General features: G+C 57.8%; 29 protein-coding genes. 11 read left to right on the forward strand and 18 right to left on the reverse strand.

What is annotated here, in order from left to right:
- Positions 1-282 precede the first annotated feature (282 nt).
- The 4 genes from J1W56_RS23885 to J1W56_RS23900 all read left to right on the forward strand — a co-directional run bounded on the left by J1W56_RS23885 (position 283) and on the right by J1W56_RS23900 (position 4,744).
- Positions 283-1,290 (forward strand): VWA domain-containing protein, encoded by a 1,008-nt coding sequence (locus J1W56_RS23885; protein ID WP_223615780.1) that lies wholly within the window; start codon positions 283-285, stop codon positions 1,288-1,290.
- The gene (locus J1W56_RS23890) at positions 1,287-2,849 is read left to right on the forward strand and encodes a VWA domain-containing protein (protein ID WP_223615781.1); all 1,563 of its coding nucleotides are present in this window, start codon (positions 1,287-1,289) and stop codon (positions 2,847-2,849) included. Before J1W56_RS23885 ends, J1W56_RS23890 begins: the two co-directional genes overlap by 4 nt.
- Positions 2,846-4,162, forward strand: a complete 1,317-nt coding sequence (locus tag J1W56_RS23895) for a BatD family protein (protein WP_223615782.1) — start codon at positions 2,846-2,848, stop codon at positions 4,160-4,162. Before J1W56_RS23890 ends, J1W56_RS23895 begins: the two co-directional genes overlap by 4 nt.
- Before the next feature lie 171 nt (positions 4,163-4,333).
- Positions 4,334-4,744: a DUF2177 family protein gene (locus J1W56_RS23900; protein ID WP_223615783.1), complete on the forward strand. Its 411-nt coding sequence runs from the start codon at positions 4,334-4,336 to the stop codon at positions 4,742-4,744.
- Positions 4,745-4,815: 71 nt separating this feature from the next.
- Here J1W56_RS23900 and J1W56_RS23905 read toward each other — a convergent pair whose 3' ends face one another.
- The 3 genes from J1W56_RS23905 to J1W56_RS23915 are packed head-to-tail and all read right to left on the reverse strand — an operon-like array spanning position 4,816 to position 7,033.
- A complete protein-coding gene (locus tag J1W56_RS23905; RefSeq protein ID WP_223615784.1) occupies positions 4,816-5,676 on the reverse strand; it encodes an alpha/beta hydrolase in 861 nt (286 codons plus the stop codon).
- Position 5,677: 1 nt separating this feature from the next.
- Positions 5,678-6,325 (reverse strand): ChrR family anti-sigma-E factor, encoded by a 648-nt coding sequence (locus J1W56_RS23910; RefSeq protein ID WP_223615785.1) that lies wholly within the window; start codon positions 6,323-6,325, stop codon positions 5,678-5,680.
- 6 nt (positions 6,326-6,331) lie between these two features.
- Complete coding sequence (locus J1W56_RS23915) at positions 6,332-7,033, reverse strand: sigma-70 family RNA polymerase sigma factor (RefSeq protein WP_223615786.1); 702 nt, start codon at positions 7,031-7,033, stop codon at positions 6,332-6,334.
- A 116-nt stretch (positions 7,034-7,149) separates the two neighbouring features.
- Between J1W56_RS23915 and J1W56_RS23920 the strand changes: the two genes are divergently transcribed.
- The 3 genes from J1W56_RS23920 to J1W56_RS23930 are packed head-to-tail and all read left to right on the forward strand — an operon-like array spanning position 7,150 to position 10,787.
- Positions 7,150-8,481 (forward strand): NAD(P)/FAD-dependent oxidoreductase, encoded by a 1,332-nt coding sequence (locus J1W56_RS23920; protein WP_223615787.1) that lies wholly within the window; start codon positions 7,150-7,152, stop codon positions 8,479-8,481.
- Positions 8,478-9,302, forward strand: coding sequence for a DUF1365 domain-containing protein (locus tag J1W56_RS23925; RefSeq protein ID WP_223615788.1), 825 nt, complete (start codon positions 8,478-8,480; stop codon positions 9,300-9,302). Before J1W56_RS23920 ends, J1W56_RS23925 begins: the two co-directional genes overlap by 4 nt.
- Positions 9,303-9,311: 9 nt before the next feature.
- Positions 9,312-10,787: a cryptochrome/photolyase family protein gene (locus tag J1W56_RS23930; protein WP_223615789.1), complete on the forward strand. Its 1,476-nt coding sequence runs from the start codon at positions 9,312-9,314 to the stop codon at positions 10,785-10,787.
- A gap of 59 nt (positions 10,788-10,846) precedes the next feature.
- Here J1W56_RS23930 and J1W56_RS23935 read toward each other — a convergent pair whose 3' ends face one another.
- Together J1W56_RS23935 and J1W56_RS23940 are read right to left on the reverse strand one after the other, a co-directional pair.
- Positions 10,847-11,815: an RNA polymerase sigma factor gene (locus tag J1W56_RS23935; protein WP_223615790.1), complete on the reverse strand. Its 969-nt coding sequence runs from the start codon at positions 11,813-11,815 to the stop codon at positions 10,847-10,849.
- 112 nt (positions 11,816-11,927) lie between these two features.
- The gene (locus J1W56_RS23940; protein ID WP_223615791.1) at positions 11,928-12,860 is read right to left on the reverse strand and encodes an alpha/beta hydrolase; all 933 of its coding nucleotides are present in this window, start codon (positions 12,858-12,860) and stop codon (positions 11,928-11,930) included.
- A 216-nt stretch (positions 12,861-13,076) separates the two neighbouring features.
- Between J1W56_RS23940 and J1W56_RS23945 the strand changes: the two genes are divergently transcribed.
- The 3 genes from J1W56_RS23945 to J1W56_RS23955 all read left to right on the forward strand — a co-directional run bounded on the left by J1W56_RS23945 (position 13,077) and on the right by J1W56_RS23955 (position 14,885).
- On the forward strand, positions 13,077-13,628 hold the full coding sequence (locus J1W56_RS23945; RefSeq protein ID WP_223615792.1) for a fasciclin domain-containing protein: 552 nt from the start codon (positions 13,077-13,079) through the stop codon (positions 13,626-13,628).
- Positions 13,629-13,730: 102 nt separating this feature from the next.
- Positions 13,731-14,036 carry a putative quinol monooxygenase gene (locus J1W56_RS23950; protein WP_223615793.1) on the forward strand — a complete coding sequence of 102 codons (306 nt, stop codon included), beginning with the start codon at positions 13,731-13,733 and terminating at the stop codon, positions 14,034-14,036.
- A 246-nt stretch (positions 14,037-14,282) separates the two neighbouring features.
- Positions 14,283-14,885 (forward strand): histidine phosphatase family protein, encoded by a 603-nt coding sequence (locus tag J1W56_RS23955; protein ID WP_223615794.1) that lies wholly within the window; start codon positions 14,283-14,285, stop codon positions 14,883-14,885.
- Positions 14,886-14,949: 64 nt separating this feature from the next.
- On the opposite strand, the gene J1W56_RS23960 is transcribed toward J1W56_RS23955, so the two are convergent.
- The 12 genes from J1W56_RS23960 to J1W56_RS24015 all read right to left on the reverse strand — a co-directional run bounded on the left by J1W56_RS23960 (position 14,950) and on the right by J1W56_RS24015 (position 24,978).
- Entirely contained in the window at positions 14,950-15,267 is a 318-nt protein-coding gene (locus tag J1W56_RS23960; protein ID WP_223615795.1) for a cupredoxin domain-containing protein, read from the reverse strand.
- Positions 15,268-15,276: 9 nt separating this feature from the next.
- The gene (locus J1W56_RS23965; RefSeq protein ID WP_223615796.1) at positions 15,277-15,801 is read right to left on the reverse strand and encodes a DUF4142 domain-containing protein; all 525 of its coding nucleotides are present in this window, start codon (positions 15,799-15,801) and stop codon (positions 15,277-15,279) included.
- Between the two features lie 87 nt (positions 15,802-15,888).
- Positions 15,889-16,581, reverse strand: a complete 693-nt coding sequence (locus tag J1W56_RS23970) for an RNA polymerase sigma factor (RefSeq protein ID WP_223615797.1) — start codon at positions 16,579-16,581, stop codon at positions 15,889-15,891.
- A gap of 164 nt (positions 16,582-16,745) precedes the next feature.
- A complete protein-coding gene (arsH, locus tag J1W56_RS23975) occupies positions 16,746-17,456 on the reverse strand; it encodes an arsenical resistance protein ArsH (protein ID WP_223615798.1) in 711 nt (236 codons plus the stop codon).
- Positions 17,449-17,871 carry an arsenate reductase (glutaredoxin) gene (gene arsC, locus J1W56_RS23980; RefSeq protein ID WP_223615799.1) on the reverse strand — a complete coding sequence of 141 codons (423 nt, stop codon included), beginning with the start codon at positions 17,869-17,871 and terminating at the stop codon, positions 17,449-17,451. Before arsC ends, arsH begins: the two co-directional genes overlap by 8 nt.
- Entirely contained in the window at positions 17,871-18,275 is a 405-nt protein-coding gene (locus tag J1W56_RS23985) for an ArsR/SmtB family transcription factor (RefSeq protein WP_223615800.1), read from the reverse strand. The genes arsC and J1W56_RS23985 overlap by 1 nt, the downstream gene beginning before the upstream one ends.
- 126 nt (positions 18,276-18,401) lie before the next feature.
- On the reverse strand, positions 18,402-18,869 hold the full coding sequence (locus J1W56_RS23990; RefSeq protein ID WP_223615801.1) for a DUF411 domain-containing protein: 468 nt from the start codon (positions 18,867-18,869) through the stop codon (positions 18,402-18,404).
- Positions 18,869-22,060 carry an efflux RND transporter permease subunit gene (locus J1W56_RS23995; RefSeq protein WP_223615802.1) on the reverse strand — a complete coding sequence of 1,064 codons (3,192 nt, stop codon included), beginning with the start codon at positions 22,058-22,060 and terminating at the stop codon, positions 18,869-18,871. The genes J1W56_RS23990 and J1W56_RS23995 overlap by 1 nt, the downstream gene beginning before the upstream one ends.
- Positions 22,057-23,475 (reverse strand): efflux RND transporter periplasmic adaptor subunit, encoded by a 1,419-nt coding sequence (locus tag J1W56_RS24000; protein ID WP_223615803.1) that lies wholly within the window; start codon positions 23,473-23,475, stop codon positions 22,057-22,059. Before J1W56_RS24000 ends, J1W56_RS23995 begins: the two co-directional genes overlap by 4 nt.
- A complete protein-coding gene (locus J1W56_RS24005) occupies positions 23,472-23,870 on the reverse strand; it encodes a FixH family protein (protein WP_223615804.1) in 399 nt (132 codons plus the stop codon). Before J1W56_RS24005 ends, J1W56_RS24000 begins: the two co-directional genes overlap by 4 nt.
- A 119-nt stretch (positions 23,871-23,989) precedes the next feature.
- Positions 23,990-24,370, reverse strand: coding sequence for a hypothetical protein (locus tag J1W56_RS24010; protein ID WP_223615805.1), 381 nt, complete (start codon positions 24,368-24,370; stop codon positions 23,990-23,992).
- An 86-nt stretch (positions 24,371-24,456) separates the two neighbouring features.
- Positions 24,457-24,978 carry a hypothetical protein gene (locus tag J1W56_RS24015; protein ID WP_223615806.1) on the reverse strand — a complete coding sequence of 174 codons (522 nt, stop codon included), beginning with the start codon at positions 24,976-24,978 and terminating at the stop codon, positions 24,457-24,459.
- A gap of 245 nt (positions 24,979-25,223) precedes the next feature.
- On the opposite strand from J1W56_RS24015, the gene J1W56_RS24020 reads away from it, so the two are divergent.
- Positions 25,224-25,631: a MucR family transcriptional regulator gene (locus J1W56_RS24020; protein WP_223615807.1), complete on the forward strand. Its 408-nt coding sequence runs from the start codon at positions 25,224-25,226 to the stop codon at positions 25,629-25,631.
- Positions 25,632-25,903: 272 nt separating this feature from the next.
- On the opposite strand, the gene J1W56_RS24025 is transcribed toward J1W56_RS24020, so the two are convergent.
- Positions 25,904-26,662, reverse strand: a complete 759-nt coding sequence (locus J1W56_RS24025; protein WP_223615808.1) for a FadR/GntR family transcriptional regulator — start codon at positions 26,660-26,662, stop codon at positions 25,904-25,906.
- Position 26,663 lies beyond the last annotated feature (1 nt).

A 26,663-nucleotide genomic window follows, 5' to 3' on the forward strand; every position in this document is an offset into this window, starting at 1 on the left:
CGCTCAGTAACGCCATGTCGATCACTCCAGTGCCCCCGCTGAAACCACAGGGGATGATTGAAACATGGGTCAATTCTCAGTGATATTTTCCCGCAATCCCGGGTCAGCTCTCAATGCAAATCAACAGGGTGACCTTCCTGGAGCGCACGGCACCCAACCACAGCCTGGGCCCCGAGCTTGCCCGTTTCATTGCGGAACTGGAATATGTGTCCGCGAATGCGGCATCGGGTCCGGATGCTTCGCAGTTGAGGCAAGCAGCCATCCGCTGGATCGGAAAGCATCATGTATCAACTTGATTATCCCTGGCTGCTTGTCCTGCTTCCCGTACCGCTCCTGATCTGGTGGATCGTGCCGCCTTACAAGGAGCAGACCACTGCGGTCCGCATTCCCTTCTTCGAAGAAGTCGCCCGCGCGGCTGGCGTTGTTCCGACCACGGGATCGCTGGTTTCGCAACGGTCCGTCCTGCAGACTCTATCCGCAAGCCTCGCCTGGATACTGATACTCCTTGCGCTTGCCCGTCCGCAGTTTATCGAGCCGCCGCTGCAGAAGACGCAACCGCAGCGGGACCTCATGCTTGCTATCGATTTATCCCAGTCCATGGACACGAAGGATTTCCGCGAACCAAGTGGCACCCTGATATCCCGCGTCGAGGCAGTGCGCAAAGTTGTTGCTGATTTCGTGTCGAAACGGCAGGGCGACCGGATCGGTTTGATTGCTTTCGGCGACGCGCCCTACCCGCTTGCGCCGTTCACGATGGACCATGCCACGGTTCAGACGATGATAGCGGATTCGCTTCCCGGGATGGCTGGACCGAGAACAGCTCTCGGCGATGCGATAGGGCTTGCCATCAAAATGTTCAATGATCCGAACATTCCGGAAAAGGTGCTTGTGCTTTTGACCGACGGGAATGACACCGCGAGCAAAATGCCTCCCGCAAAAGCTGCCGATATCGCCAAAGCAGCCAAGATTACCGTCCATACAATCGGAATTGGTGATATGAATGCGGTTGGCGAGGACAAGCTGGACGTGGCCATGCTGCAGAAGATCGCTGAGGTCACCGGCGGCCGCTATTTCTTCGGGCAGGATTTGAAAAGCCTGGAAAACGTCTATGCGACCTTGGACCGGATAACGCCTGCCACGCAGAAAATTCTGTCGTGGCAGCCGCGGACCGAGCTCTTTGTCTATCCGCTCGGCGCTGCTCTGGTTCTCCTAGTGGTATTTCATGCACTGGCATGGTTGGGAACGGAATTCAGGAGGCGCCGGGAATTACCCGGTGGAGCGCAGTCATGATCGCCGACTTCCACTTCCTGCGACCGTGGTGGCTGACCGGCATTCCGGCGGCGATGCTGTTCCTTTGGCTGGCGGCGCGGCAAGGTGACATGAGAATAAAGTGGCGCGGCATGATTGCACCGCAGCTGCTCGATCATCTGATTTCCGGCAGGGAGCACCGCGGCGGCATCCGCCCGCATCATTGGATGGCAATGCTGATGGCCATATCGGCAATCGCGCTGTCGGGGCCGACCTGGCAAAAGGAACTGCCGCCGTTTGTGCAGGATGCCGCCGCCCTTGTTGTCGCAATCGACCTCTCGCCGACAATGGACGCGATTGACGTGACACCGTCGCGGCTGGAAAGGGCCAAGCTGAAGATTGACGACATACTGGCATCGCGCCCAGCGGCCAAGACCGCTGTGATCGCCTATGCCGGATCGGCTCATCTCGTGCTGCCGCTGACGGAGGACGCTTCGCTTATCCGGACCTATGTGAATTCCCTGGTCACGCCCATCATGCCGGTCGGCGGCCGAAACACCGCGGCCGCGCTGGAACTAGCAGAAAAAACGCTGGCCGATGAAGAGGCAACCGGCACGATCCTTTTATTGACCGACGGTATCGATTCCGGCTCACTTGCAGCTGTTCAATCGACGCGGCGAAGCGGGCTCGTGATTCTCGGCATCGGCACTGCGCAGGGAGGCCCGGTCAAGACCGCCGACGGCAGCTTTGCCAATGATGCCAATGGCAACCGCATCTTTGCCAAACTCGACATCGATGCTTTGAGAGAGTTGCGCAACAGCGAAACCAGCGTCGCCACCTACACGGCGGACGACAGTGACGTGCGTTGGATTGCCCAACACATCCGGACGCATTTTGAACAGCGGTCGGATGCCGGCCAAACCCGGTGGCGGGATTTCGGCTGGTGGCTGACGATCCCGATCGCGCTGCTTGCCGCTTTCACTTTCCGGCGTGGCGGGGGCATCCGATGGACCGGGGCCATCCTTGCCTTCCATATGATCACCAGCGCGGATACGGCTCGTGCCGCTGACAACTGGTTTGCGGACGCTTGGCTCACCCGAGACCAACAGGGCCGCCTCGCCTATCAACGCGGGGATTTTCCGGACGCTGCCGACACGTTCGCCGATCCGGCCTGGAAGGGGGCGTCGCTATACCGTGCCAGGAAATTTGACGAGGCGCTAAACGCATTCGCACGCGAAAACACGCCCGAAAGCTGGTTCAATCAAGGCAATTGTCTTATGCAGCTTGCAAAATATGACGCGGCTGTTGCCGCATATGAAAAAGCGCTGGCCGTGCGCAAGGACTGGATACCGGCCAAGGGTAATCTTGCCGTTGCCGAGCGGCTTGCAGCGCGCAAAAAGAAGAATGAGAGCGAAGAGCCACGGGATCCGGATGACGATCCTGATCAGATCCAATTCGATGAAAAGGGTAAACAGGGGAAAAAGGGAGAGGTCAATGTCGCGGAACAGGCGGCGGATATCTGGATGAAGAATATTGCGGTCAGCCCGGCGCAGCTGCTGGCGCGGAAGTTTGCACTCGAGGCGGCGCGGGGTGCGAAATGAGAATCCTTGCTGCAGCCTTGCTGGTGTTGTTCTGGCATCACGCCGCTTTGGCCGCCGACCCTTTTGCTGAAGCGACCATTGCAACGAAGGGTACTTTGGTCGCGGGTCAACAGATTCAGATCGACATCGATGTCTTCGTACCGAATTATTTCACCGCACCGCCGCAATTTCCCGTGTTCGATCTTCCAAATGCGATTGTCACACTCTCCGACGGGCGTGCCCAGAACCTCAACGTCGTCAGGGATGCAGCGCAATATTCGGGAATCCGCCGTACGTATCTCATCATTCCGCAATTGGCGGGCGACTATGCATTGCCGACCGCAGACATAGAATTTGGCTATGCCGCCGTGCCGGGCCAGTCGGTCACGGCGAAAGTGCCGCTTCCCCCCGCAAGGTTTCATGTGGGTGAAGTGCCCGGCAGCGGCGACACCGGGCCCATCCTGGCCGCGACCAGTCTCGAGCTGTCACAGACCTTGGACAGCGACCCCGGCAAACTGACAGTCGGCGACACCCTGGTGCGGACCGTGTCACAGACGGCCGGGGGAACGCAGGCAATGATGTTGCCTCAACCGCATTTTGAAACGCCGGCCGGGGTCAGGATGTACGTCAAACCGCCGCGTTTGGAGAATGGCATCAAAGGAGCCGGTGGCGGATCCGGCAGCAGGCGGACCGACAGCATCACTTACGTCGCAGAGCGCGAAGGCAGCCTGATCATTCCGGGTCTTTCCATCGACTGGTACGATACGGGCAATGCCAGTCGCCAGCAGGCCAAGCTTTCCACCATTGCGCTCACCGTGAAGGCGGCTCCCGCGACGACGAATGCAATCATTCCGGATATGCCGGCACAACCGCAATCGTCGCGTGCACCTTCGCTGCATACAATAGTGCTTGCCGGGATAATCTTGTCGGCAGCGGTTTTGGCCGCCTGGTTCTGCTGGATCGCATTGCCGCGCCTGTTCAAATGGATGGATGCGCGCCAGAAGATGCTTGAACGATCAGAACCCGCCAGGTTCCGGCAGCTCTATCTCGCCTTGAACTCGGACAACCCGGCAGCGGCCTATGCTGCTCTGGGAACCTGGACGGCAAGTGCCGGATACAAGAGCATTGCGGCCTGGGCGGCCGCTACCCAGGATCAGGAAATTCTGAATGCACTTGAGGCTTTTGAGGCGGATTTATACCGTTCGCATATCGCGGCGAACTCCAAAGTCACCATGAACAAGCTGGCCTCCGCCATTTTCTCGTGGCGGGACGGCAACGGCAAGCGGCTTGACGCGAAGCACGAGAAGCCAGCACTGCCACCGCTCAACCCCTGACGCGCGAAACTCTTCGCCTCAGTTGGAATCTCATAAATCTCATTTGTTCCGTTCACACGAAATGCGGCCGTCTCTGATCACCATTGTGACAATGAAGACGCAACTCGCTTTATCCCGACATGGATGATCCATCCAAAGGGCGCCAGCGTATGAGGCAGAAAGGAATCTTTCATGCTCAAATACGTCATCGCCTATCTCTCGACAGCGGCGCTGTTTCTTGCGGTCGATTTTGTGTGGCTCAGCATCATGGCAAACGGCTTCTACCGCAGCCGGATTCCCGATGTCATTGGCACACAGGCCAACTATCCCGCGGCAATTGCCTTCTATCTGATCTTTGTCGCGGGTATCGTGATCTTCGCGGTCAGCCCCGCATTGGAAAACGGCCGCTGGACAACCGCTCTCGTCTATGGGGCGCTTTTCGGCTTCATGGCCTATGCGACCTATGATCTGACCAATCAGGCGACACTCAAACAGTGGTCCACGATGGTGACGATTGTCGATATGGGCTGGGGTACCTTCGCATCGGCTCTATGCGCAACCCTCAGTCTTCTGTTCACGCGGTGGTTGCTGGCCACGGTTTGACAGGTCGACCTATGTCCTCGCACTCCGCCTTTGAAGTGATGACGATGCCGGAAAGCCTGACGGCGCGCCGGTCATGATCTGTCGTTCCCCCCATGCCCAAGAATGAAATCAACGGTATCGCGCAGTGTCGGCGCAATGAAGCGGATCGGCGATCCTATCGCTCCGATAATGCCGATGTGACCGACACCCGGATAAAGCTTCGTCTGGACCGAAGACCCGACAGACCGCAGTTTCTTCGCAAGCGCCATGCTGTTGCGCGGATAGACAACATCATCGCTCTGCCCGTGCAGCAGGAGTACCGGCGGATTGCCGGGTCGAACCTGATTGACCGGCTGCGTTGATTCCGGCGTCCGCGCCGGGCTGAAAATATCGGCCACTGCTTTATCGTCGAACGGCAGAAAATCGTACGGTCCGGAAATACCGACAAACCCCTTCAGATCACGCGCCGGATTAAGCTTCTGCTCGCCAAGCCACTTCGTGTCCAATGCCAGCATGGCGGCGATGTAGGCGCCGGCAGAATGCCCGATGAGATAGATTTTGTTGGGGTCTCCGCCATAGGTCTTACCGTGATCCTTCGCCCAGCGAACCACGGCGGCTCCATCCTGCAGGAAGGCCGGGTAACGCACGTCAGGATACAGCCGGTAATCCGGAACCACCGTGACGATACCTCTGGCGGCCAGCGCCGAAGCCACAAAAGCGTATGTTGCCTTATCTCCGCTTTGCCAGGTGCCGCCGTAAAAGAAAATTGCCATGGGGGCTGCTCTGGTGTTTTTGGGGGCATAGATATCCAGGGCCTGCCGCTGATCCCCGCCGTAGGCAATGTTCCGGGTAACAGAAGCCCCGCCGGATGACGTCGTGATATCGAGCATCTTTCCGGCCGAACATCCGACCAGCGTTACAACCGTCAAAAGTGTCAGCAGCTGACGCAACACGTTAAAATCCAAGCAATGGTTGAACGAGGCGGCCGAGCACGCTCTTCAATTGCAAACGCCCATCCACCACGGCCAGACAGATGCATTCGTCGTCAGGCCCCGCCTTGGGCTCATGTTCAAGACTGGCATCGGCGACAACAAGATCGCCCGGATAATAATCACCCAGCGCATCGTGCAACGTCCCCTTGAGCACCAGCGTATATTCGACACCTCTATGGGTGTGTTCCGGCAGCACCATTCCGGGCTTCGCGCGCAGCAGCATCGGCCGATTGCGGGGCGCACCACCTCTGCCAATCGAGCTCCACTGCACGCCCGGCGCCAGGAACTTCCATTTGCCGATGTCATATTGCTCCAGCGGTGACGGTAGAACCAGACCATCCGGCATAGCGGCAAGATGCCGGACCTGCGGCATGACCGGCAAGGATGATGGCGTATCAAGACGCGCAAGAACCTGTTCCAGGGCATCTGCTGCCATTTCCGCAACGGGCACGTCCTCCAGCGCCATACCACCCGCAGCCTCGAACTGCCGCACGCGTTCGGCGCTGTCGGGGCAGAGCGACAAATGTGCCGCGACAACGAGCGCCGCCCCCTGGGCAAGGCTGCCCGCGGCATAGGCCATCAGAATTTCATCGGAAGGGCGATGGGTCATGTCAGCTCATTCCTCGCCCAGCAGATTTCTGAGATGCTGCATCGCCAGACGCAACCGAGATTTGACGGTCCCCAGCGGCAAATCCAGCGTCCGGGCGATCTCACTGTGCGGCTTGTCATCAAAATAGTGCAGTTGGATGACGCTCATCTGTTCTGGCGACAATTTCTGCATGGCGGTGCGCACCAGCGTTTCGCCTTCCAGCCGCAGCAGCATCTCTGACGGAGAAGGTTCAAAATCCGGCTCATGTTCTTCCATGAGATGCGCTGCGGGATAACGCTCGCGCCGGATCGCATCGACCCTCAGGTTTCGTGCAATCGTGAAAATCCAGGTGGAAGCCGACGCTTTGGCGGGATCGAACAGATACGCCTTGCGCCAGAGCATCAGCATGGTTTCCTGCGCCAGTTCCTCGGCCTGCCCCGGCGCCATGCCGCCGCGCATGAAAAACCCTTTGATACGCGGCGCATAATAGCCGAAAAGTTCGGCGAAAGCCGCCTTGTCACTGCGCTGCGCGATACGAAGGATTTTTGCGGAATAATCGGCCGGCCCGGTCATTGTCTGAACGGTACGCCTGATTGCCGGCTTTGTTCCGGCATACGAAAACCGACCGCGTCCAAAACGCTGCCATATCCTGTGGAAATCGCCGAAGGTAAAGGTTGCGAGGCCATTCATACCGCTCAATACGCAGATGCGCCGCAATCGGATCAGCACCGAAACTAATCCTGATCCAATTCCGTATTTCCACCGTATGCACTGATGCTGCAAGAAACAACGTCTGATCATCCCGATCCGTGTTGTTTCCACATGATGAGTACGGGAGAACATCGTTGAAAATTGCTGTCATAGGATCGGGTATTGCGGGCATGTCCGCCGCATGGCTTCTTTCCCAGAATCATGACGTGACCGTTTTCGAACGTGAGCTGCGCGTGGGTGGTCACAGCAATACATTCCTTGTCGGCCAGACAGACAGAAGCCCCATTCCGGTTGATACCGGTTTCATCGTTTTCAATGAACATACCTATCCGAATCTGACTGCCCTGCTCGACCATCTCGGCGTGGAAACAGCGGCATCGGACATGTCCTTTGCGGTATCGCTCGATGACGGCAAGCTGGAATATTCCGGCACCGGATTCAGCGGCCTGTTTGCCCAGCAGCGCAACCTGTTCAATCCGCGTTTCTGGATGATGCTGCGCGATCTCCTGCGCTTCTATCGCGAAACTCCGGCCCACGCGGGCAAACTCGGCCTGCTTGCTCTGGGTGAATTTCTGGAACGGGAGGGATATGGCCGCGCCTTCCGCGACGATCACCTCCTGCCCATGGCAGCCGCCATCTGGTCGGCGCCGGCATCGGCATTGCTCGAGTATCCCGCGGAGGCGTTCATCCGCTTTTGCGATAATCACGGCCTGCTGAAACTGGCCAACCGGCCGCTATGGCGTACCGTCAAGGGCGGCAGCCGCGCCTATGTCGATCGCCTCACGGCAGGTTACAGGGACCGCATCCAGACCGGATGTGCCGCCGCATCCATCCGTCGCGGCAGAGACAGCGCCGCCGTGACCGATATCCATGGTGTTACCCGGATTTTCGATCACGTTGTCCTGGCCGGCCACGCCGATGAATCGCTGGCGTTGCTGTCCGACCCGACGCCCCTGGAAGCCAACCTTCTTTCCGCTTTCCGCTATTCGGTGAACCATGCTGTTCTGCATGAAGACGACACACTCATGCCCAAACGGCGTGCCGTCTGGTCCAGCTGGAACTATCTGGGACAGCGCCGGGAAGCCGCCGGTTCGGGCAACCAGCTGTGTGTGACCTACTGGATGAACCGATTGCAGCCGCTCGAAACCGATCGTCAGTTCTTCGTCACACTCAATCCGCAGCATCAGCCGGATGAGCAAAAAATCCTGCACCGGGAAACCTATAGCCACCCGATTTTTGACGGCGCGGCGATGCAGGCGCAAAAACAGCTCTGGCAGATGCAGGGACAGCGCAGCACCTGGTACTGCGGCGCCTATTTTGGCGCGGGCTTCCACGAAGACGGATTGCAAGCGGGCCTTGCGGTGGCGGAAGATCTCGGCGGCGCGCGCAGACCCTGGAAGGTTGCCGATGAATCCGGGCGCATCTATCGCCAGAACCGCCCCGAACCAATCGGGGTCGCGGCATGAATGCCTTCCGCTCAGCGATCTACACTGGCAGGGTCACCCATAGGCGCCTGCGCCCCAAACAGCATTTTCTGCGTTACCGCATGTTCTACATGCTGCTCGATATTGACGAGATCGAAGGTATCGCGCGCGCCAGCCGGTTGTTCTCCCACAACCGGTTCAATCTCTTCGGTTTCTTCGATGGCGACCACGGCTCCAAGTTTGATGCGGCAGCGCGGTGTCCGGACCTGCGCGGTTATGTGGAGGACCATCTGCGGGATGCCGGCATGGTGCCCGATGGTGGGCCCATCAAGCTGATGACCATGCCCAGAATACTTGGCTATGTATTCAACCCGCTGAGTGTCTATTTCTGCCATGACAGGAACAGCAGGCTGAAGGCACTGATCTACGAGGTCAACAACACGTTCGGCCAGCGTCACAGCTACGTTTTTCCGCTGGGCGATACGGACAACGGCAAGCCGTTGCATCAGGAATGCGGCAAGGAATTCTACGTTTCGCCCTTCATGGAGATGGCGCTGGACTATGATTTCACCATCACCAGACCAGCCGATACAGCATCGGTTGTCATCAACGCGAGCGACAAGGACGGGCTCATCATCGCAACAGCCTTTTCAGGCAAGCGGCAGGAATTCAGCGACCGCCAGTTGCTAAAGCTGTTTCTCGGCTATCCCCTGCTGACTCTCAAGGTCATTGCCGGCATCCATTGGGAAGCCCTATGGATCTGGGTCAAGGGTGTCAAATGCAGACCCCGGCCGCGGACGCCTGTTCAAACCCGGACAATCATTCCGCGCCGAACGGAATCGGATACGCAGTTCTCAAAATAACAGGCATACATGACTGAACAGCAATCATCGGCCACCCGTTTCCCCGTCATTGTCCTCTTCAGACACGATCTGCGGATCAGCGACAATCGTGCCCTGTATGCAGCCGCAAACACAGGCAAACCAATCATTCCCGTATTCATTCGGGATGAGGGGAACACCGAAGCATCACGGCCTGCCGGCGGGGCGCGCCAATGGTGGCTGCACCACTCACTGGCTGCGCTTTCAGCGTCGCTCAGGGTTCTTGGCGCGAACCTTGTTCTCAAACGCGGGGCGACACAGACTATTGTTGATCGGTTGCTGGACGACACAGGCGCCGACATGGTTCTGTGGAACAGGCGGTACGATCCCCCCGGCGTGAGGACGGACACCAGCCTCAAATCCGAACTCATCCGCCGAGGCATATCGGCAGAAAGCTTTGACGGGCATCTCCTGCATGAGCCGTTCTTGTTCAAAACCGGCACTGGTGGGTTCTATCGCGTCTATTCGCCGTTCTGGCGCGCTTTGACGGCAGGTCCGGAACCACGTGACCCGGTTCCAGCACCGCGAACGCTGGAGCCATATCATGAATCGATGGGTTCGCAGTGCCTTAACGACTGGGCGCTTCTGCCTGAAAAACCCGACTGGGCGAAGGACTTTGCCAAGGATTGGACGCCGGGGGAAAACGGCGCACAGGAAAAACTTGCCGCCTTTCTCGGCGGCGCTATTGGCGGCTACGATCATGATCGGGACAAGCCTGCCATCGAAGCAACGTCAAGGCTTTCCCCCCATCTCGCCCACGGTGAGATCACACCGTTCCAGATATGGCATGCCCTGAAATCACCGAGCCTTGCGCGGGAAGGCAGGGATGTGGATAAATTCCGCAGGGAAATCGGCTGGCGGGAATTTTCCTACCATCTGCTGTTCAACAATCCCGCGCTTGCGACCAAGAACTACAATGCATCGTTTGATGGCTTCGCTTGGCAGAACAAGGCCGATGATCTCAAGGCATGGCAACAGGGCCGGACGGGTTATCCGATCGTCGATGCCGGCATGCGCCAACTCTGGAAAACAGGCTGGATGCACAATCGGGTCCGTATGATCACCGCATCATTTCTGATCAAGCATCTGCGCATCGACTGGCGCAAGGGCGAAGCGTGGTTCTGGGATACGCTTGTGGATGCCGACCCCGCCAGCAATGCCGCCAGTTGGCAATGGGTTGCAGGATCGGGTGCAGATGCCGCGCCTTATTTCCGGATTTTCAATCCTATGTTGCAGGGCGCCAAGTTCGATTCATTGGGCGCCTATGTGCGGGAATTTGTTCCGGAGCTGAAAAATCTCTCCGACAAATATCTGCACGCACCTTGGCTCGCACCCGAGAACATTTTGAACGAGGCGGGCGTTGTTCTGGGCCAGAATTACCCTCATCCCATCGTTGACCATCAAGCAGCGCGACAACAGGCGCTGGTTGCCTATGCAAACACCCGCAAAGATTCTCCCAGCCATTAGGCCTCAATGGCCATGGATTGGTGAGTGCCCATTGCGGGCCCTCCTCTGCACCGCCTCCGTCATGCTCCCTGCAAAACGGCGGACCCGGCCATGCGTTGCAAGTCGGCCTCCGAGGCGTTTCCAATGACCCACGGGCAGGCATAATAATCTTCGATGCGGTCGATGATCCGACCGGCGACACGGACGCGAACCGGCCACGCGACCTGCCACCGGTCGCCTCGCTGGAAGAGCACGAGCAGGACAGGTTCTCCGTCGATCGCCCCGAACTCCATGGTCCAGGTGTCCGGATTTCGCTCGTATTCGGCGAAATAGGGAGAGTTCCTGAGCAGGCCGTCAAAGCAGTCGGCGACCCGCAACCGAGCATCGGCGCTGGTGAGGCTGCGCACCCCATCCCAGTCATGGCGGTTGAAGAGGTCGACATAGCACTGCAAGATCCGCGCTGTGTCAGGATCAAGCGGACTGCTCGGTTCACCGGCAGGTTTCGCCGGCAGGTCGGCGAGCTTCGCCCGTCCGCGGGAGAGCGCGGATTTGACGCCGCCAACCGTCGAGTCCACGAGCTCTGCGGTCTCTTCCAGCGAATAGTCGAACACATCCTTCAGGAGGACGCAGGCGCGCTCCTTGGGCGGCAGGTGGCCCACCAGCCGTTCGATGGCGCGATGTGCACCGGTCGTCGCCGGCTCCGCAGCGACGACACCGATATCGTCCGAATAGGCGCTTTCCGCGCGCTCGCGCGCATCGCGCCGCCGCAGAAAGTCAATGCAGCGATTGTGAGCGATGCGAAAGAGCCAGGGCTTTAGCCTGCTGGCATCGCCGAGGGTCTCGATCTTCGTGTAGGCCTCGAACAGCGTCTCCTGCATGAGATCCTCACCGTCGAGCCGTGAACCGGTCATGCGGGCGCAGTAACGATGCAATTGGGCGCGGACGTCTGATACCGTCTCGAGGAAGGCTCGATACTGCGCGTCGAATAAGCCGTTCGGTCGCTCAGGCATATCCTTCACCTGCCACATCTTGGCGTCATCGAGGAACACAGGTGAGGACCACGACGCCGCTCCTGAAGCGATACGTATCGACAAGCCTTCAGGCGGACGAGCGCATGGCCCAGGTCTGCAAACGCGCATTTGCCCACTTTCAATTTGCGAGTCATGCGACCTCCTGACTTTCGCCGGGTGTTGCTGCGGTTCCGGTCAGGCCGAGCTTGGGGCGAACCCATTGTGCAAACCGCTCGATCGCGTCGTCGGCTTCGGGCGCGCGGCCAGCCATCATCTGGAACGAATGCAGCATACCCGGAAATATCTCCAAGCGCACCTCGACGCCGGCGGCCTTCGCGCGGTCGGCGAGCGCTCGGCTGTCGTCGAGCAGGGTTTCGTCTCCGCCCGCCTGCAGATAGATCGGCGGCAGGCTCTTGAGATCGGCAAAGATTGGGCTGGCGAATGGATGTCGGGCATCAGCCCCTCCAAGGACTTGCGATGCCAGCATATCCACGGTCGCCTTCTGGAAGAAGGCGTCCTTCTCGCGGTTAACTTCGTAAGAGAGCCCGCTTGCCGACAGATCATGCCAGCCGGAGATACTGAGGATCGCGGCCGGCAAGGGACGTCCCGCATCACGGAGTTTCATTGCCGCCGCAATGATCAGGCCCGCGCCAGCGGAATCGCCCGCACCTATAGTGTGCTTCGGCCTGATGCCCTGCTCGCCCAGCCACGCGAACGCAGTCACGGCCTGCTCGATTTGGCGCGGGAACTTGCTCTGAAACGCATAGTCGTAAGTGGCAAGCAAAGCGTAACAGCCAATCGCCTTGGCGAGGTGCCCGACCATCTTGCGATGGGTCCAGATCGATCCGCCGACATAGCCACCGCCGTGCAGGTAGAGCATGACCCGATCCTTGGCCGCCCGTTTTGGCTGAACCCACAGCGCTGTCTTGTCGCCGAGGTTCGTCTCGATGTAATCGACGCCGCCCGGTTCCGTCGTCAAGACAGACCATTCGGAGACTTCCGGCGGCAATTCGCGACCGCTGCGCCAAGCCTCCGCGAGCTTTTCGTAGTGTATCTTGTTTGCCAGGCTCTGCTTGCTCTCCATGGTCACGCTCCAATTCGGTTGGGAGGGCGATGTCGAGGATGACAGCCCGTCAACAGCCAAGACGGACGAATCCAGCAAAAGGATACGCCGCCGCCGGATCGGGCACGCTTCTTCCCGGTGAATGTCCCCTTATTCGATCCCTGCTGAAACTAATTTGAAAAGCCGCTCGTAACTCCGCCGCTTCCCAATCAAAGGGAAAAAACAGTGGAGAGAGAAATGTTCACCAATTCCATTCGCCTGGTTGCACTCGCATCTGTGTTGATTTCGGGAGCCGCGTTTGCGGAGAATCCCATGGTCGGCGGTGCACCCATGTACGAAAATAAAAACATTATTGAAAACGCCGTGAACTCCAAAGATCACACCACACTCGTCGCAGCCGTCAAGGCAGCGGGCCTTGTCGAAACTTTGCAGGGCAAGGGTCCCTTCACTGTCTTTGCACCAACCAATGCAGCATTTGACGCGCTGCCCAAGGGCACGGTCGAAACCTTGCTGAAGCCTGAAAACAAGGACAAGCTTACCAAGATCCTGACCTGCCATGTCGTCGCCGCCAATGCGGATTCGAAGGCCATCATGAAGATGGTCGATGATGACAAGGGCGCGCACCCGGTAAAGACCGTTGGCGGTTGCGTGTGGACCGCAAAATATAAGGGCGACAAGCTGACTTTGACCGATGAAAACGGCACGGTTGCCAATGTGACGATCGCCAACGTCAAACAGTCAAACGGTGTCATTCACGTCATCGACAAAGTTCTGTTGCCCAAGATGTAAATCCGTTTCCGGTTCCCGGTACGAAGGGAACAGTCGGCTGGCCCCTGCTAATATGATATGAATGGGGGCCAGTTTTAACGGACGGCAGGAAAGGACAATCCCATGCTAAAATACGGTCTCTATGTCTCGCTTGAAGCAAAAGCAGGCAAGGAAGATGATGTGGAGTCTTTCCTCATTGCAGGGCTGGCTATCGTCAACAAGGAGCGTGATACGGTGTCGTGGTTTGCTGTGCGCAGCAGTCCATCGGCATTCGCGATCTTTGACACATTCAACACTGCCGATGCGCGCGATGCACACCTTGCCGGCGATCTTGCCAAGCTGCTGATGGGACGGGCTGACGAACTCTTTGCCACTCCACCCGACATTCAGATGGTTGATATTCTGGCGTCAAAACCGTCGGCCACCTGAAAATCAGTTCAGGCCCCAATATCTCTCACGTTTCTGCGCGCACCTGTTGTAGGCCCAATGGGCACGAAGGTGATGTTTGAGCCATTCTGGCCGAACAGCATATGAAAACCTGATCGCAGCGCATAGAATGGAAAAACGGACAGGAGATGAGCCGCATCTTGAATGCGCCTAATAAAGGAAACGAAAATGCCCCTGGGAGTTTTCTCCATCATGCAGAACAAATACGCGAGGTGTCTGGCTCTTGTCATGACGATCCTGATCGGCTCGAACGCATTGCTCTGTGCCAGCGGATTTGCTTTCGAAGGCAAGACGACCGGTCTCGCCGATGTGACAATTGCCATTATCCGTCATGGAGAAAAGCCGGACAGCGGAACAGGTCTCTCTCCGGCTGGTGAAAAACGGGCGCAGGCCTATAGCGCGTATTTTCAGCACCTGACGCTCGACGGCCATCCATTCCGGCCCGACACGCTGATTGCGACCGCAGATTCCAAGAACAGTGCCCGCGAACGGCTGACCCTGGAGCCACTGAGCCAAGCGCTGGGGCTGCCTATCGATCTGAGATTCGGCAACAAAGATCTGACCGGCCTTACCAAGGCTTTGAGAACCGAGCCGCACGGCAAATCGGTGCTCATTGCCTGGCATCACGGCAAACTCTCGCAGCTCATCGAAGCATTGGGAGGTGATCCGTCGAGGCTGTTGCCCGGCGGGCAATGGCCCGACGATGTTTTCGATTACATGGTTGTGCTGCGTTTTGACCACAAGGGGAAACCGATAACCGGTTCTGCCGAGCTCATCCATGAGGACTTCGCCAATCCACCCGGACAGATCGGCGCTATGACGTCTCATTGACCGGTAGTTCCCGGTGGCAAGGACCGCCGGGGTCCGTCCGGCTATTTTTCTGCAACCTCGAAAACTAGCGAGTCACGGTAACGCGCCCCTTCATGTTGGGATGAAAGCGGCAATAGAAGTCAACCGGCCCTGCTTGCTCAAGCTGGAGCGTTGCCGCTTTGCCGGAGGAGATCACGACATCCCATCCGCCTTTCACTGTTGTCGTATGATCCACGATATCCTTGTTGATCCATTCGATCCTGTCGCCAACTTTTGCGGTGATGACGGCTGGGGTAAACACCATTTTCTCGATCGTGACCCGTATGGTTTCCGCCCTGGCAGGAATGGACCCCATACCCAGTATCAGGACAATCGAGATCCATGCCTTGAGTTGCGACGCCATCGGTCTGCCCTATTTGAGCCCGGCCGCAACATGTTCGGCGTGCTGCTCATGCCCCTGGAAGATCTTCAGTCCAGTTTCCAGCAGGCTTTTAAGCTCAGCATTTTTTGCTGAAGGAATGAGCAAGGTTTCAAGCGCGCCGTTGACCTGCTTGTGATAGGTCACCTCGTTGGTCACATAGGCCTTGTCAAAGGCGGTACCATCGAATTTGTCCTGCTTGGCGCGTTCGGCGGTGGCCGCCTTGACGAGCGAACGGCTGGTGTCGTTGTCCTCGGGAGTGACCTTCAGCTTTTTGACCAGTGCGAGAGCTTGCGTGTTGACCGCTTCATGATCGCGCATCATGTCCCTGGCAAAGGCAACAACGTCTTTGTTTTTTGATTTGGCAATCGCCTGTTTGGCAGCTTCGATATCGATGATGCCTGCCGTATAGGCAATGTGAGCAATTTGCGGGTCGGTTGGCTTGTCTGCCGCATGAGCGAGTGAAATGCTGCCCAATAGGGAAAGAACAGCCAGGGCCGTCATTGTCCGAGAGAACATAATACCTCCTTCGCCCGGAGGAATATCCGGGTCGTTTTTTCAACTGACAGCCATTTGATGTTGAATAGCGAAAAAGGTTCCCTGAGTTCACTCGATAAAGCCGAGCTGTTTCATGACTGCGGCTGTCAAACGGGCGCAGCGCTGTCCAGCGAATGGAAAGGCATCCATCAAGACCGGGCCGATCTGGTCGTCCAACTTTTTGCGTACGAGCGCACGAGCGCGATGCAGACGTGTCTTGACCGTCTCCACTCTGATCCCGAGCACCTCCGCTGTCTCCTCCTGACTGAGCCCCTCGATCACGCGCGCGATAAAAACAGTCCTGTACACGTCGGGAAGAGCATCGGTTGCCCTTTCAACCATTTGCAAAATCTGCCGCTGTGCCATTAACCGCTCCGGGTCTTCACCTGTTTTGATGGGAAACGGGATGATCCGCGTGTCAGAATTCCGGCTCGTCGAAGCCGCAAGATCCGGCGCACGCCGCTTTTTGCGCAAACGTCCCAAAGCTTCATTGATGACAATGCGGGAAAGCCAGGTTGCGAGTGAGGATTCACCCCGGAACTGGTCGAGATGAGAGAAGGCAGAGCAATAGGCCTCCTGAACGATATCCTCGGCTTCGCTGTCATCCCGAATGACGCCGCGGGCAATTCGGTAAAGCCGGCGATTATGCGTCCGCATTATTGTGCGGAAAGCATCGGCATCCCTGATCAGCGCACGTCGAACAAGTTCGACATCGTCCCCATGACCGGATGGGGACGCTGTCTTTGCCGGTAATACCATCATCCTGAACTCCTCTGGCCATCATAGATGATATTTGCGGTAAAAGGTTCCCGGCGTCTTGGGCCTCACATCAATATGGGCCGAGACATTGAAGCAGTCTGAACGCTTCCAGGGCCGGCACAGAACAAGGTATCGATGTGATGGACATCAGCCCGCCAGATGATGCGTTAAACGGCCGACTTCAGCGCGACTCTCTTTTCAAGCGCCGCCGCGTCTTCCTTTCGCTCACTGTAGCGATCGGTGAGATAGCCGGAAATATCACGCGTCAGCAGCGTGAATTTGACCAATTCCTCCATCACATCGACAACGCGGTCATAATAGGCGGACGGTTTCATCCGGCCGTTTTCGTCAAATTCCTGATAGGCCTTGGCGACTGACGACTGGTTCGGGATCGTGATCATGCGCATCCAGCGGCCAAGCACCCGCATCTGATTGACCGCATTGAATGATTGCGACCCGCCGGACACCTGCATGACCGCCAGCGTCCGCCCCTGCGTGGGACGGATCGCGCCCATGGCTAGGGGTATCCAGTCGATCTGCGATTTCATCACCCCGGTCATCGCACCGTGCCGTTCAGGGCTGGTCCATACCTGCCCCTCCGACCACAGCGAGAGGTCGCGCAGCTCCTGAACTTTCGGATGATCAACCGGCGCATCGTCAGGCAAAGGCAGGCCAGCCGGATCGAAAATGCGGGTTTCCGCCCCAAAATGCTCCAGCAGGCGCGCTGCTTCCTGGGTCAGAAAACGGCTGTAGGACACTCTTCGGAGGGAGCCGTAAAGCAGAAGGATGCGCGGACGGTGTGCCGAGAATGCTGCAGACAGCTTTTCAGGCTCCGGAATCTGCAGGACGCTCGACGCGACATTGGGCAAATCAGACAATGCGCTTCCCCTCACTGTCGATGACGACTTCGCCGTCTTCCTTGGCGAAGGCGCCTTTTTGCGGGCTCGGCAGGATATCGAGGACCGCTTCGGATGGCCGGGCAAGACGCACGCCCTTTTCCGTAACGACAAAGGGGCGATTGATCAGGATCGGATGGGCCTCCATGGCGTCCAACAGCTGCTCGTCATTCAAGGACAGGTCATCCAGCCCCAATTCCGCATAAGGCGTTCCTTTTTCGCGGATAGCCTCGCGCACGGTCAGTCCTGCCCTGCGGATCAGATCCTTCAGTTCCTGTCGGGCGGGCGGCGTCTTGAGATACTCGATGACGGTCGGCTCGATGCCCGCATTGCGTATCAACGCCAGGACATTGCGGGACGTGCCACAGGATGGATTGTGATAAATGGTGACGGTCATCAGACGGTCCTTTCTGCTTTGACCATGATCGCATCAGACCGGGCGCGTTCAGGCATTGCGTTTTCCTTGGGCGGGCAACAGGGAACAATGTCGGCGATGAGCGGTGCGCAAATGTCCGGATGCCCTGCGCAGCAATCCTTCAGGAGATAGTTGATGGCCGCACGCAGCTTGCCGAAATTGGCTCTGTAGATGATGGAACGGCTTTGGCGCGCCGAAGTGATCAAGCCAGCGCGTGACAGGATCGCGAGATGTGTCGACATGGTGTTCTGAGGAACATCGAGCATACGGGCGATTTCCCCGGCAGCGATCCCCTCCGGCTCGTGCATCACGATCAGCTTGAACGCATCCATGCGCGAGGGTTGAGCAAGAGCCGAAAAGGCCTCGATGGTGCTTTCTTTTTCCATATATCCAGATTTACAGATATGTTTGATCGCTGTCAAGAACTGTGACTTGCCTCCATGGCGGAAGGACCGCGCCGGGAAATGCCGACGTCCTGATCGGCACATGGTCGGCCCTGCGCGGGTATCCTCCTAACTTTTTGGCCTGACCTCGTAATAAACCGACACCTTCCGGTCCGGTCCTTTGGCAACCGCAAAGACATCATAACTGGCACTGGGGTCATTGCCCATGCCGAGAGACCCGGCGGGCATGCCTGGCACCGCCAGCCCGGCGATGCCAGGTTTTTCCGCAAGAAGTTTTCTGACCGCCTCCAACGGCACGTGCCCGTCGAGGAAATAGCCCTCGACGGTTGCCGTGTGGCACCCTTCAACCTCTGCCGGAACGCCGAAGCGCTTCTTGATGCCCGGCAGGTCGTCCGTGTTCACGCGTTCGACCTTGAAGCCTTCGGTCTCCATCGACTTCGCCCAGAGATTGCAGCATCCGCAGTTCGGGTCCTTGTATATTGTCATCACCGACGGCGTTGCAGCTTTGGCCTTGCCAACGGTCAGGGCAACAAAAGCTGCCCCGATGCCTGTACATAAGAATTCGCGTCTCTTCATCAGCGTGTACCTCCAGCTTGCGGATTCATTGCCGCCGGTATCGGCAGGCTGCCCGTGTCATGCGCTTCCATCGCGCCTGCCACCCTCAAATTCCATCCCTTGACGATGCCATAGACGGCAGGAATGACAATGAGCGTCAGCAGTGTCGATGAGATCATGCCGCCGATCATCGGTACGGCAATGCGCTGCATGACTTCCGATCCCGTTCCCGTACTCCACAGGATAGGCAGAAGCCCTGCCATGATGGCAACGACGGTCATCATCTTCGGCCGGACACGTTCGACCGCACCCATCATGATGGCTTCATTGAGATCGGCTCGTGTAAACACGCCCCCGCTTGCCGCCCGTCTTGTCCGGACTTCCTTCAACGCCTGATCAAGGTAGATCAGCATGATCACGCCCGTCTCGGCTGCCACCCCTGCCAGCGCAATGAAGCCGACCGCCACGGCGACCGACGTGTTGAAGCCGAGCCACCACATCAGCCAAATGCCGCCCACCAGGGCGAACGGCAGCGACAGCATGACGATCAGGGTTTCCGTGAGCGCCTTGAAGTTGAGGTAGAGCAGCAGGAAGATGATCGCCAGCGTCAGCGGCACCACGATCTTCAGCTTGGCTTCGGCCCGTTCGAGGTATTCAAACTGACCGCTCCAGGCGACGGAGTAGCCCGCCGGCAGTTTGACTTGATCGGCCACAGCCTGCTTGGCCTCATGAACATAGCCGCCGAGATCCCGGCCCGTGATATCGACAAAGATATAGACCACCAGTTGGCCGTTTTCAGTGCGGATGGAGGTTGCACCGCGGGTCAATTCGACCTTGGCGACTTCACCGAGCGGAACCGTTCCGCCGCCCGGCAAAGCAATCTGCACATCGCGGGCGATGGCTTGCGGATCACTGCGCTGCGACCGGGGATAACGGATGGTGACGCCGTAACGTTCCCGTCCTTCCACTGTCTGGGTGATTTGCTGCGCGCCCAGGGCCATGGAGATGACATCCTGAACATTCTGGATCGACAGGCCGTAACGTCCGAGCGCCACCCTGTCCGGAACAATATCGAGGAAGTATCCACCGATGACCCGCTCGGCATAGGCGCTCGACGTCCCCGGAACGGATTTCAGCACCCGCTCGATCTGTCTTGCCACCCCTTCCATTTGAGCAAGATCCGTACCGTACACTTTGACGCCAACAGGTGTGCGGATACCCGTCGACAGCATGTCGGTGCGCGCCCTGATCGGCATGGTCCAGGCATTCGAAACACCTGGAAACTGCAAGGCAGCATCCATTTCGTTCTTCAGACTGTCGGCAGTGACGCCCGGCCGCCATTGCGACTTCGGTTTCAGGTTGATGATGGTTTCGAACATTTCAGTCGGTGCTGGATCGGTCGCCGTGTCCGCCCTTCCTGATTTACCAAAGACCGATTCGACTTCCGGAAACGACTTGATGATCCTGTCCTGTGTCTGCAGCAACTCGGCAGCCTTGGTGACGGATATTCCCGGCAACGTCGTGGGCATATACATCAGGGTGCCTTCGTCGAGGTTGGGCATGAACTCGCTGCCAAGCTGGCGCGCAGGCCAAATCGTGACGACAAGAGCGGCAAGTGCGATCAGGATGGTGAGATACTTTGCCTTCAGGACCATTGTGATCAGCGGTCGGTAGATGGCGATCAGAAAGCGGTTCACGGGGTTCCTGTGCTCCGGAATGATACGGCCGCGCACGAACAGGATCATCAGTGCAGGCACCAGCGTAACCGACAGAAGCGCTGCGGCAGCCATCGAGAACGTCTTGGTGAATGCCAGCGGCCCGAACAGTTTGCCCTCCTGACCTTCGAGTGTGAAGATCGGGATGAACGACACCGTGATGATCAGCAGGCTGAAGAACAGGGCCGGTCCAACCTCCGCCGCCGCCTCGATCAGTATTTCGACCCGGGGTTTGCCGGGCGGCGCACGCTCCAGATGTTTATGGGCGTTTTCAATCATCACGATGGCCGCATCGATCATTGCCCCGATGGCAATGGCAATACCGCCAAGACTCATGATGTTGGCCCCCAGCCCCAGCCATTTCATGGCAATGAAGGCCATCAGGATACCAACGGGCAGCATGATGATGGCAACGAGGGCACTTCTGACATGAAGCAGAAAAATGATCGTTACCAGCGCAACGACAATGCTTTCCTCCACCAATGTTCTCTTCAACGTCTCTATCGCAGAGTTGATCAACGTCGAACGGTCGTAAACCGGAACGATGTCGGTGCCTGCCGGCAGGCTCTTCTTGATTTCCGCCAGACTTGTCTTGGCGTTGTCGATGACCGTCAGCGCGTTGGAGCCGACGCGCTGAAGCACGATGCCGCTGGCAACTTCGCCTGACCCATCCATTTCGGCAATGCCGCGCCGTTCGTCGGGGACGATTTCCACGGCAGCAACATCCGAAAGCCTGAGCGGAACGCCATTCTCAGTTTTCAAAACGATATTCTCGATGTCTGAGACGTTCTTGAGATAACCGCGCCCGCGCACCATGAACTCGAATTCAGACAGTTCTACCGTCCGTCCACCTGTATCCATGTTGCTGGCACGGACTGCTGCGCCAACCTCGTCCAGAGTGACGCCCTGCGACTTCAGTCGGGCGGGATCGACGACGATGGAGTATTGCTTGACGAAGCCGCCGAGCCCGGCAATTTCCGATACGCCTTCGGCCTTCGATGCGCCGAAACGGACGATCCAGTCCTGCATCGAGCGCAGCTCGGCAAGCGACTGTTCCTTGGCAACAAGCGCATACTGATAGACCCAGCCGACACCTGTCGCGTCGGGCCCGAGTGTCGGCGTAACGCCTGCCGGCAGACGACTTGCGGCAGCATTCAGATATTCGAGCACCCTGCTGCGTGCCCAATACATGTCCGTTCCGTCTTCAAAGATCACATAGACGAACGACACACCGAAGAAGGAGAAGCCGCGGACGACTTTGGACTTCGGCACCGTCAGCATCGATGTCGTCAGCGGATAGGTCACCTGATCCTCGACAACCTGCGGTGCCTTGCCGGGATAATCGGTAAAGACGATGACCTGAACATCGGAAAGGTCCGGGATCGCGTCCAGCGGCAGTGTGCGGATGGCGTAAATGCCGGCACCGACCGCCATGATCGACGCAAAGAAAACAATGACGAGATTGCGGGCTGACCAGTCAATGATACGTGCGATCATGGCTTCACCTCAGAAGGAGCAAGCGTATTGAGCGCTGACTTCAGGTTGCTTTCGGCATCGATCAGGAAGTTTGCCGACGCAACGACTTTGTCTCCGGCGCTGATTCCACCACTGATTTCGGCCATGCCATCGCCGCGCTTGCCGACCTTGACCTTGCGCGGTTCGAACTTGCCGTCTCCCCGGTCGAGGATCACCACCTGACGATCACCGCTGTCGATAACAGCGCTATCGGGAACGGTGACAACCGGATCGCCGTTGCCGGAGGCGATTTCAACGTCCGCATACATATTTGTCCGCAATATCCCGTCCGGGTTGGACAACTCGATCCGGACGCGGGCGGTACGCGTCTGCGCCTGAATATCCGGATAGATCAGATCGACCTTTCCCTTGAACTCCTCGCCCGGAAGGCTGCGGACCTTGATCGTCACGTCAGCACCAACCCGCACGGATCCAAGCTCATACTCGGGCACATCAGCCATGACCCAGACATTGGAGATGTCGGCGATCCTGAACAGCAAGGCACCGGGCGCTGCCATCATGCCTTCAACGGCCGAGCGTTCGAGAACGACCCCACGGCGAGGCGCAGTCAACGTGATGGATGACGGCACTTTCCGGTTCTCGCGGATGTCGGCAATGACCTTTTCCGGCACACCGAGATTTTCGAGGCGCAGCCTGCTGCCGCCATTCGATCCCGTGTTATCGGTTTTAAGATCGGTGATGTACTGCGCACCTGCCGTCGCGATTTCTCTGGCGTAGAAACTGACAAGCGGCTGCCCTTCAGCAATGACATCCCCTGTCGTAACATTGGCGACCTTTTCAACGAAGGCTTCCGTGCGGGTGGAAACCACGCTGACACGGCGCTCATCCAGCTGGATCGTTCCGGGAACCCGCACGGGCCGAATGATTGTGCCCATCCGGGCAACGGCCGTTTTCACACCCGACCGTTGCAGTTTACCCGGCGATATCGTTACCGAGCCATCATTGGTGTCTTCGCCGTCGAAAACGGGAATATAGTCCATTCCCATGGAGTCCTTTTTCGGCAGCGGCGATGTATCCGGCAGGCCCATAGGATTGCGGTAATAGAGAACTTTGCGTTCACCGGGCTTTTCCGGCATTTTCCCAGCGGCGGGTTTAGCTTCGTCGAAACTCACATCTTCGCTGGCAAGCACCGGCCGGAATGCCCGCCCGTCCGGTGTTTTGGCCGGAGTGCCGGAATATTCCGGCAATCCATCGGGATGACGGTAATAGATGACAGGACCCGTTGCCGGCATACTGTCGATGGTTTCCGCCTTTGCGATTTTCGGCATGAGGGCAACAACGGCTGTAGGCAGGCCATGCTGGCCTACCCAATAGCCGCCCGTTCCGGCCGCCGCGATGACGGCGACCAGAACGAGTGCGGAAGAAATGCGTTTCACTGCACGACTTTGAAAACGAGTTTGTTTTCAACGGTGCCCTCTTCACCCTGCACTTTTGCAGCGACCGAGAAGCGCCAGTTTCCCGCCATCGACAGGTTCGTCTTGAAGGAATAGACGCCCGCTTCCGTTGTTGGCATGGCCTTGGCCGGCGTGGTCATCATTTCCATGCCATCGGGCTGCATGTCGATGCGTGTTGCCGAAATGACGGCATTTTCGACAGGCTTGCCCGAACGTTTATCGATCAGCCTGACGGCAATAGTCGCCGCGTCGTTCTTCTGGATTTCGCTGGTGACCAGCTTGAATTCGTAGTCGGACGGGGCCGCATGGGCCGAAGACATGGATGCGAGGAGAGCGGCGAGCGCGAGGCCCGCAAAAGCAGAACGGTTGATTTTCATAGTTTCAAATTCCGATTGTCATGAACCGTGGTATGCACGGCAGTCAGCGCAGCAGACGCTACGCGGCTTGACGAGCGGTGGCACCACTCGTCGGAATGACGCTCGCGCGTCGATGACAATCAGAGGCTTGGAGGTCGGTGCGGCGGATCGCCTATGCGTGACGCCAATGCTTCAAAGACAGCGGGATGAAGCAGGTCCTTTTGCCCGAAGATCGAAAAAGTATCGACATCCGCCATCGACAGGCTGGAAAAGCTGGCGACACACAGAACGTTCAATGGGCAGTCCTTGGAACAGTCGGGAACCTTGACCTGCTTTTCCGGGCAGCAAGACATGTCGACTGGCATGCCTGCCGTTTCAACCTTGTCGCCCATGCCCATCATGACGGGCATGTTCTGGTCGGCCATAGCCGCACCGCTCACGAAAACCGCCATCGGCCCGAGCAGGAGCCCGAGCAAAGCGAAAGCAAACATGAACATACGGATGGCAGAATATCTCGTCATTGATCTCTATCTGACACAAGCGTCTCGACCTGAACAGGTGCTCACCGGAAGTTGATGCAATTCCTGCCGGAAAGGATCGTTCAATGTTACCGCGCGTCCCGCTTCGCCTGCGCCACCTTTGCCGCAGCCCGCTGCCGCCCGCGCTCCATTGGCCGAATTAAGCTTCCAACCTTGGAGTTTTCGATGACCCGCAAACCTTGATGCGCGTGACGCGTGTTCAGCTCAGCGGCATCTTTTCTCGCGCCTTGCTTCATGTTCAACGCCTTGCGTGCATTTTCAATGAGTTCGATGCTTGCCGTCAGTCGACGGCGGCGTTCAATTTCATTGTTGAGACGACGCATCGCCATGGCGAGGACCGCAACCTTTAATTGAGAACCGTCGTCTTTGGTCGACGCCGTTGCACCCTTCGGTGCCGCTTTGCCACGCATTTCGCGGCGACGGCGATGCGCCTGCGTTTGGGCTTTGTCCCGCTGCCCGCGCAACAGCTTGACCAAATTGGCCAGTTCCGCGTCATTCAAGTCCTGCAGCTCAGGATGGTGGGATTTGTCGACGAGGCCTCGCTCTTCCGCACTCAAAGCGCGCGCTTCTTCCTTACGTGAAATGGCCATGCTGTTTCCTCCCATTATTATCGTTCGCATGAAGCGAATGTGTCGAAATGCGCAATCTTCGGATCAAATCAAAATACAAAACAACGCCGCCTTATTGCTGCATAAAGCCTCCTCGTTTCTGGAATATTTTTCACTTCAATCTTTAATTTTCACCCAATTCAATTTAATGTACTTCGACGAATACTTATATATCCGACAGACACAAAGTCAAAAGGATCATCGTGAAAGACGACCGGAATGACACATTGAAACATAAAGTTCTGCTTGTCGAATTGTCAGCCAAATTGGCGGCTGCTTATGTTCGGCGCAGTTCGATACCCTGGACCGAATTGCCCAAGGTCATTACGGAAATTCACGCCGCGCTTGACAAAGTTGCGCTTGAAAATGCGCCGCTTCCTGTAGCGCAAAAGGCAGCGCCAGCCGTTAATCCGAACAAATCGATATTGGCCGATTACATCATATGCCTGGATGACGGAAAGAAGTTCAAAACTTTGAAGCGTCATATTATGAACGAGTATGGACTAACGCCGGAAGCTTATCGCGAAAAATGGAGCCTGGACTCGTCTTATCCGATGGTTGCACCCAATTATTCGACCAGGCGCTCCGCTCTGGCAAAGGAAAACGGTCTTGGCCGAAAACGGATGGGTTTATAGTCGGGGGCAGCAGCTCTATCTACCTGAAGCGTGAATGCCAGAGCGCCAGTCACACCATTTTCTCCCGTCGAAACATAACCAAATATATGGCGTCGTGACTTAAGCCGCCGGAGATGGGACAATCGGGCAATTTTATCGCTGGACATTCCGGCTCGAATCCTGATCGTCGAGGATGATCGCGATATCGCGAGCATGCTTGCGGAACGACCCCATTCTGTGGCAGATGCCCCCCCGGTGCCATCATCAGGGCTGGCCGGGAAGCGCTGACAGCATCAATCGGCGTTCTGCACGCCTTTTGTCGCGGCAAGAACGCGTTCTGCACCGTCCTCGATGACCCCGCGCATGGCCTTTTTGGCAGCACTCACATTGCGGTCCCTGATCGCATCGGCAATGGCTCTGTGGCGCGCCACCGAATAGCTGTGGCGCTCGGGGTTCGGGATCGGCGAGCTGATCGTGAACGTGGTCACCAAGGCCACCTCGATCAGCGCGCTGATCGAGCGCATGAAGGGATTGTGAGACGCATCGGCAATGGCGATATGAAATTGAAGATCGCTGTCAACGAAACTGGATGCGGATTGGCCCGCCTCCCCCATTCTTTCAACCCACTTATAGAGTGTTTCGAGCTGAGTGGTCGTTCTGCGGCGCGCGGCGAGGCCCGCCGCTTCTGGTTCGAGCGCCAGACGCATTTCCAGAAGGCTCGACAGAAATTCCGGCGTGGGGCCGGCCTCGAAATGCCAGACCAGAATGTCCGGGTCGAACAGATTCCAATGCGAGCGCTCGAGCACGCGCGTGCCAATCTTGGCGCGCGGCTGAATCAAGCCTTTGGCCGCCAGCGTCTTCAGTGCTTCGCGCAGCACCGTCCGCGATACGCCGAAGCGCTCGAACAGCTCGGCGTCACCCGGCAGAATGCTGTTCTCCGCGTAGTCACCGCTGATGATGCGCAAGCCGAGCGCGCGCATGACGTGGCCGTGATGCGTGTGCGAATGGCCTGCCGTCCGGAAATCGTAGTTTGAAAGGTCGTTGCGTGGCAAA

Source organism: Phyllobacterium calauticae (genome assembly GCF_019991125.1).
GTDB lineage: Bacteria > Pseudomonadota > Alphaproteobacteria > Rhizobiales > Rhizobiaceae > Phyllobacterium > Phyllobacterium calauticae.